This window comes from Flavitalea flava (genome assembly GCF_054461575.1).
This window is the reverse complement of record NZ_JBTLQH010000094.1, coordinates 1-7,051: the sequence shown is the minus strand read 5'-3', so window position 1 is coordinate 7,051 and position 7,051 is coordinate 1. Positions and strand designations below refer to the sequence as shown.

The window sequence follows — 7,051 nt, the reverse complement described above, 5'->3', positions numbered from 1 at the left end:
ATACTTTACCATACTCTTTTTGGAAGAAAAAGGTACGGCATTTATACGACATTACAAAATAGACTAGACACTAGTGCTATTTTACCCGACTTAAGTGAAATCCAATCCCGATTTAATAAAGTTTCTAATAATGCCAGCAACCATTTATCTATTATTTTGGGGGTGATACAATCGACTTCCTCTTTTAGCCAGGAACGTATCCACGGTAACGTAATTCATTTCTTGCACATCTCAATATTTGCTCAATGTAATCATAGCAGCCTTTAGGAAACCAGATTGGGGTTATTCCGAAGCTCAATAAATAAGCGTTTCTTTTTCGTAATTCTTCTTCATCCTCTGGCATAGCCTCCAAAGAAAAATGTTGTGGACGGTCAGTATCTCCCATTTCGGTTTTTACTGCCTGAAATACCTGCATGGTTCGATCGTTATTTAAGCTACAACCCAAAAAAAAGAGACTACCTGTCCGATAATAGTAAGAAAGCAACTTAGGAATGGGTTTAGATAAATCAAGCACTCCATCTCCATAAGCATCGTTGTATTGCCGTTTGCTTAAAATGCATCTTGCCGAAGATCTTACATCGCCGTGCAGTTTTACAATGGTTACCTTACCTTCTTCCGGATCCTCTAATATGTTTGTGCTATCGATTACCTGTATATTGTTATTTTCTCCATTTTCATACACCTGTTCAAGAATATGGTCATAATTGGTGGTGATGATTGTATCGTTAAATAGATCAGTTAGCCTCAAAGTTGTATCAGTGATTCTTCCTGTCTTCGAGAAAACGTCTTTTATTTCTTGTATGAATACATCTCTATACCCTTTTTTTTCAATTTCTTCAATAACCTGTTCGTATTGTCCCTCTCGTAAAAGAGAATTGATTAATGCAGGATCAATACCCGATGTTCTTCCCTGCTGTTCCAAGTGACGCTTTCATGAAGGGAAGCCGCTTTCTACGGATAGGCCCGCGCCAACAAACGGAACAACCTCACCTTCCATTAAACAGTGTACCAACTGCTCAAATCTTTCCTGGTTGCGTTCAAACCAATGGTTGTCGCCACACAACTCTGTAATACATTCCTCGCTTAATACCTGTGAAATACGATTAGTACGGAATATCTTGAAAGCCTGGTTATAAGCTTCACTATCACTTGCAAATAAGGCTTTGCTCGGATTAGTTAAGCCATCAATTTTATATTTTAACCTTAGATCTAGACCATCCTCACTCTCTAGCCAGTCATTAAAGTCTGAAAAAAACTCATAGAGATGGTGCCTGTCTCTATCACACCAGATTTTTACCGTGGATGCACTGGCTGTGTCTAGATCTATATCATTATATTTTTTATCCAATACACTCATGCAATGGCATTTTCAACTATGGTTTTAGATAGAAAACCCTGAATTTCCTGAGATTTGATTATCTTATCTTTTAGCTCGTCGCAGAGCTTCATTAATTCTTTTACTCTAGCTACAATGCGTTTTTGCTCTTCAAGGGGCGGAAGAGGAAATTTTAATTCAGTTAAAATTCCAAGATTTATGTTTTTTTGAGCTGTGGAAGGGGCAAACTTCTCAAGCATATCTTTTGAAACATCAATAAAGTAGCTCATGTAGTAAGAAATGACGCTGTCAATAGAATTAAAACAAACTATACTATCAGGAACACATGAATCAAAACTTAAAAATCCATATTCTGCGATATTTGCTGCAATTGTAATACAAAGCGTGCCTGCTTGTTGCATTTCACTTTGCTTTAGACCGAATTCATTATAGTACCCATTTATTGAATTAATCAAACCTCCATTTTTTTTTGCAAGCGAAACTTCTCCAGTCTGAATAAATGGATAAGAACCATCAATAAATAGTCTTTTATCATTTCTTGGCCGATGTTTGGACTTGCCTCTTTTCAAAATACCAACATCCGCCAACCTACACCATACCCAACCTTTCGCTAATTCGAAAGCAATTTCATTTTTTGTTATGGGTGGAAGATCCTTTTCCTTTTTAAGTTTGCCTTCTATTATGAGTTTATTTTTCTCGGCCTTTATCCGTTCCAATAAAACAGCTGCTGGCTCGTCTTCAGAATTTTGCTTTACTAATCTGCCAATAATAGCCAATTGTAAAATGGTTTTCTTTAACTGGTCAATACTATCTTCCGTACAAAACAGCGTATCGAAATGAGTTGATAGCTGCTGCCAGGTTGTTCGTAATTCGTCGGCTCCTTTTGCTCGTGTAAGAATTACAAGCAGGTTCTTTACTAATAATTGGTGGGTCTTAAGATTGTTGATTTGTTTCTCTTCTAATTTATCGCACAAAGCCATCAGTTCATCAACTTTGGCTACAATGCGTTTTTGCGCAAATATCGGTGCTAAAGGGATTGGGAGTTCTTCCCATTTCCCTCTATTGATAATTGGAGTTGCTGAGCCTGTTGCTTTTTCCAAAATTGTTCTTTGAAAGTAAGGGGAATTGAAAGCTATATTAAGGAAACTTGTTTCAATTAATATCGGACGAATACAGTTTATTTGTTGATTAAATGCGGTTTTAGACATTACAATTGCGGATTTGCCGATCGATCCACCAATGCAAACCATCAGAATATCTCCGGCATCAGCTAAAGTACTCATTTGAGCACCAAGATCTGTTAGTGTTTTATCAGACTCAGTTATCTTGCCATCTGGATTGATTTGGCCTGGTCCTATGAATGGAATTTCACCATCAAAGTATTTTGAGACTCCAGTGCTAGGTGTTTTTCCAGTGCTTCCAATTCCAATTTCTCCTAATCTAACCCATTTCCAACTTTCTGGCAATTCAAACAATTTCTCATCTTTCTCCACTTTGTCCAGCGAAGACTGCTTTTTTATCCTGCCTTCTTTTATTAATTTATCCTTTTCTTTTTCTATCTTTCTTATTAATTCACTTGTCGGCTCATCATTGAGGTCTTGAGTGATTAACTTTCCTCGAATCGCTAAATCTAAAATCAATCCCCGGAGACGAGCTATGCCTTCCAAGCTAATGTTGTCAATACTCTTAACCCGCCCCTTGGATTTTACACCTTGGGCATCCGTCCAAATATCAAAGCTCTGAATTATAGTGTCTATCATATTATTCGCCTCCATTTGTTAGTGCTTCAGCCAAAATTGTTTTAAGCTGATTACATAGAATGGAAATGGCGTTTCTCTCTTTATGATACTCTGCAAGCAATTCCACGGGGTCATGGCTTATTTGTTGCCCAACATGAGGGTTTTTAATATCGAGGTTGTAATTTCGTTCAATGATCTCGTTGACCGATACTTTCCAAGCCTGTTCGTTTTCAAGCCTTGCCTTAAATCCTCCATCCTCATTCCCCCACCAGTCTATTTCGGTTTGAAATTCTTCAAAACGCATAGGTTTGGTTTTATTATAATTGACCACACCTTCGGGATAAGGGTGTTCGTAAAACCAAATGTATTCAGTTGGTTTACCTTTGGTGAAAAATAAAATATTGGTCTTTATACTTGTGTAGGGGCTAAACACCCCGTTGGGTAAACGCACAATGGTGTGCAGGTTGCATTCGGCCAAGAGTTTTTCCTTGATTCTGCTTTTAATACCCTCGCCAAACAAAAAACCATCGGGTAAGACAACTGCTGCACGACCCTCATTTTTTAGAATATGAATTATCAGGGTTAAAAACAAATCGGCCGTTTCACGTGTTCGGAAGCTGGCCGGAAAGTTATTTTCAATGCCATCTTCTTCCATACCACCAAAAGGAGGATTAGTTACAACTACATTTACCCGGTCGCTATTGGAATAATCACGTAGAGGTCGGCTAAGGGTGTTATCGTGTTTTATATTTATGGGAACATCAATACCATGCAAAATCATATTGGTTGTACATAGCATGTGTGGTAATGCTTTCTTTTCAACTCCTTGAATGGACTTTTGCAATACTTCTTCATCGGCTGTCGATTTTACGAAATGTTTACGTTTGTATTCAATTACGTTTGTAAGAAAACCGCCTGTTCCACAGGCCGGATCGAGAACTATTTCGTCTAACTTTGGACTTACTCTGTTTACAATAAAGGTTGTCACCGCGCGAGGAGTATAGAATTCCCCGGCATTTCCCGCACTTTGCAAATCCTTCAGAATTTGTTCATAAATACTTCCGAAAGTATGACGATCGCTAGAGGCATTAAAATCAATTTCACAAAGTTTATTTACTACCTGACGCAGCAAAGTGCCCGATTTCATGTAGTTGTACGCATCTTCAAATACATTTTTTATTACCAGCGCTCTTTTGCCATTTTCACCCTCAATATTTAATTTGTTTTTTAAAGTTGGGAAAAGCTTAATGTTTACAAATTCAATTAACTCATCTCCTGTTATACCTTCAGAATCTTTAGCCCAATTACGCCAACGCAATTTTTCGGGCAGCGGCGAATAGTAATCATCTTCCGTCATTTCTAATTCATCCTCACGGTCGTCGACAATTTTTAAAAAAAACAACCACACTAATTGGCTAATTCTTTGCGCATCTCCATCAACTCCAACATCCTTGCGCATAATATCTTGAATAGATTTTATGATACCTGAAACATTACTCATGCTGTTCTCTCCTGTTTAAATAATTCGTTTTCTAGATCTTGTATAGCTTTTTCGTAATTCTCTTTGCCTCCAAATATATCCTTAATAATTTCTAAAGGCGTACCAATATCGCTGAATGGTTTTAAATTAAGAACTTTTGCATTTTCAATACTTTTAACACCTTTGTCGGCATACATCTCAAGTAATCCTTGTAATACTGCCCGGGCTTGTTCGCCATATTTAGTAAAGTAGTCTCGTTTCTTGACGTTGTTAGCTCGTTCTTTTCTTGTTAATGGAGGTTGGCCAAAAGCAATATGACAAATGAGATCAAAATCCCCGTATTCTCTTCCCACTAATTCGGCTAAATTTTCAAGTACGACACCATGCTCTTCAAGCAAATCTATTATGACTTGTTTTTTACTGCCGTCATTCCAGTTTCTTAAAAAATCGTCTAGGGAGGCGAACTCTAGTTTAACCTGTTTTCGCGAGAATTCTTTATATGATTCTGTTATTAACTTGCCATCTACACCGAGATATTCAATACGTTCATTCTTGATTTTTGCTGGTACTCCACTTACGATAATCTTTTTTCTTCCAGGTTCACCTGTATCACCGTCATCATCTCCCTCATTATCCCCATCATTTGGTGGATCAGGCGGTACCGGATCATCGTCAGGTTTTGGATTATAAATTACAACGGGTTCTCCATCAAAATCGGGATCGCTAAAATGTTCGGTAGCTTTTTTGAAATCCATTATGGTAAAAAAGAATTTATTAAAGTCTTCGTCAATGCGTGTTCCTCTACCAATTATTTGCTTAAAGATGGTCATAGAATTGATCGTTTTATCCAAGACAATCAATTTGCATGTTTTTGCATCTACACCCGTTGTCATCAAATCAGATGTGGTAGCAATAACCGGGAACTTACTTTCAGGGTCAATAAAGTTGTCGAGCTCGGCCTTACCTTCAACACTATCACCTGTTATCCTCATCACATATTTAGGATTTTCAATTGCTAATTTTCCGGCAGCATTAACAATTGCCTTCCGCATCCTTTCGGCATGATCAATATTTTCACAGAAAATGATAGTTTTGGACATTGGACTAGTTGCATTAAGCAATTGCATTACTCTTTTTGCGACCAATTTTGTGCGCTGATTCAATATCAATATCCGATCCATGTCGGCTTGGTTATAGATGCGCTTTTCAATATTTTCACCCAAATCGTCTGTCATACCTGCGGGGGGAGTCCAACCATCAACATCTTTGTCAATATCAATTTTTACAACTTTGTAAGGAGCAAGAAAGCCATCTTGAATCCCTTGTTTTAGACTGTAGGAATAAACTGGTTCTCCGAAATAGGTTAAATTCGAAACATACTCTGTTTCTTTTGGTGTCGCTGTTAATCCTATTTGGATGGATTTTTTAAAATAGTCTAAAATTTCACGCCACGATGAGTCTTCCGCCGCACTACCCCGGTGGCACTCATCAATTATAATTAGGTCAAAAAAATCTGGCGAAACACTTTTAAATATTTTGTCCTCTTCATCAGGTCCTGTTAATGCCTGATATAAACCCAAATGAATTTCATAAGATGGATCAATTTTCCGGTTCTTTATCTTAGTCATTACTGATCCAAATGGTTTAAAATCGTTTACCAGGGTTTGATCAGCTAAAATGTTCCTATCAACTAAAAACAAGATTCTTTTGGCAACTTTAGCTTTCCATAAGCGCCATATGATTTGAAATGTTGTATATGTTTTGCCAGTTCCAGTAGCCATAACCAAAAGGATTCTTTTTTGTCCTTTGGCAACAGCCTCAATGGTACGATTAATTGCTTCTACCTGATAGTATCTTGGCTCTTTACCTGAACCATCTGTATAATATGGCTGTAAAACAAGTTTTTCTTCATTATCCTTTATGTTGTGGAACTTTTTGTAACGTTGCCAAAGTTCTTCGGGTGTTGGAAAATCTTCAAGTGGAAACTCGGTTTCAATGTCTTCGCCGTGCTTAGGTGTTTTATTGTGAGAAGCAAATGCATCTCCATTTGAGCTAAATGCACTGGGGACCCCTAAAATTTCAGCATAACCCAATGCTTGTTGTATTCCGTGGCCCACAGAATAATTATTGTCTTTTGCCTCAATCACAGCAATTCTGGTTCCGGGCTCCCTTGAAAGAACGTAATCTGCGAATTTCTTCTTTTTCTTATTTCTTGCTGACATTTCGCCTCTAACGATTACGGGACCCGGTGTTAAAGTAACCTCACGTCTTATTTGTTTAAATGGATCCCAACCTGCATTCTTTATCGCTGGCGTTATATAAAGATCGCAAATGTCGCTTTCGCTAAGTTCTTTTTTATTCATTGGAGGGTAATTAAGTCTTTCGGGCCAAGTTCAAGGGATTTCGTTATTTAAACTATTCTTCCTAGTGTCTAGTCAATATAATATTGTCGGATAAAGTTTTTTTAGTTTTATCCGGGCCTCCTTGGTGGTAAAC

5 protein-coding genes are annotated in these 7,051 nt (G+C 37.7%); all 5 read right to left on the bottom strand.

Annotated features, from left to right (window positions below; genetic code table 11):
* Positions 1-184: 184 nt before the first annotated feature.
* The 5 genes from ACX0G9_RS31300 to hsdR are packed head-to-tail and all read right to left on the bottom strand — an operon-like array spanning position 185 to position 6,918.
* Positions 185-922 carry an SIR2 family NAD-dependent protein deacylase gene (locus ACX0G9_RS31300; RefSeq protein WP_459068936.1) on the bottom strand — a complete coding sequence of 246 codons (738 nt, stop codon included), beginning with the start codon at positions 920-922 and terminating at the stop codon, positions 185-187.
* A 9-nt stretch (positions 923-931) separates the two neighbouring features.
* Entirely contained in the window at positions 932-1,357 is a 426-nt protein-coding gene (locus ACX0G9_RS31295; RefSeq protein ID WP_459068935.1) for a hypothetical protein, read from the bottom strand.
* On the bottom strand, positions 1,354-3,096 hold the full coding sequence (locus ACX0G9_RS31290) for a restriction endonuclease subunit S (protein ID WP_459068934.1): 1,743 nt from the start codon (positions 3,094-3,096) through the stop codon (positions 1,354-1,356). The genes ACX0G9_RS31295 and ACX0G9_RS31290 overlap by 4 nt, the downstream gene beginning before the upstream one ends.
* Before the next feature lies 1 nt (position 3,097).
* Entirely contained in the window at positions 3,098-4,576 is a 1,479-nt protein-coding gene (locus ACX0G9_RS31285; protein WP_459068933.1) for a type I restriction-modification system subunit M, read from the bottom strand.
* The gene (gene hsdR, locus ACX0G9_RS31280; RefSeq protein ID WP_459068932.1) at positions 4,573-6,918 is read right to left on the bottom strand and encodes an EcoAI/FtnUII family type I restriction enzme subunit R; all 2,346 of its coding nucleotides are present in this window, start codon (positions 6,916-6,918) and stop codon (positions 4,573-4,575) included. Before hsdR ends, ACX0G9_RS31285 begins: the two co-directional genes overlap by 4 nt.
* Positions 6,919-7,051: the final 133 nt, after the last annotated feature.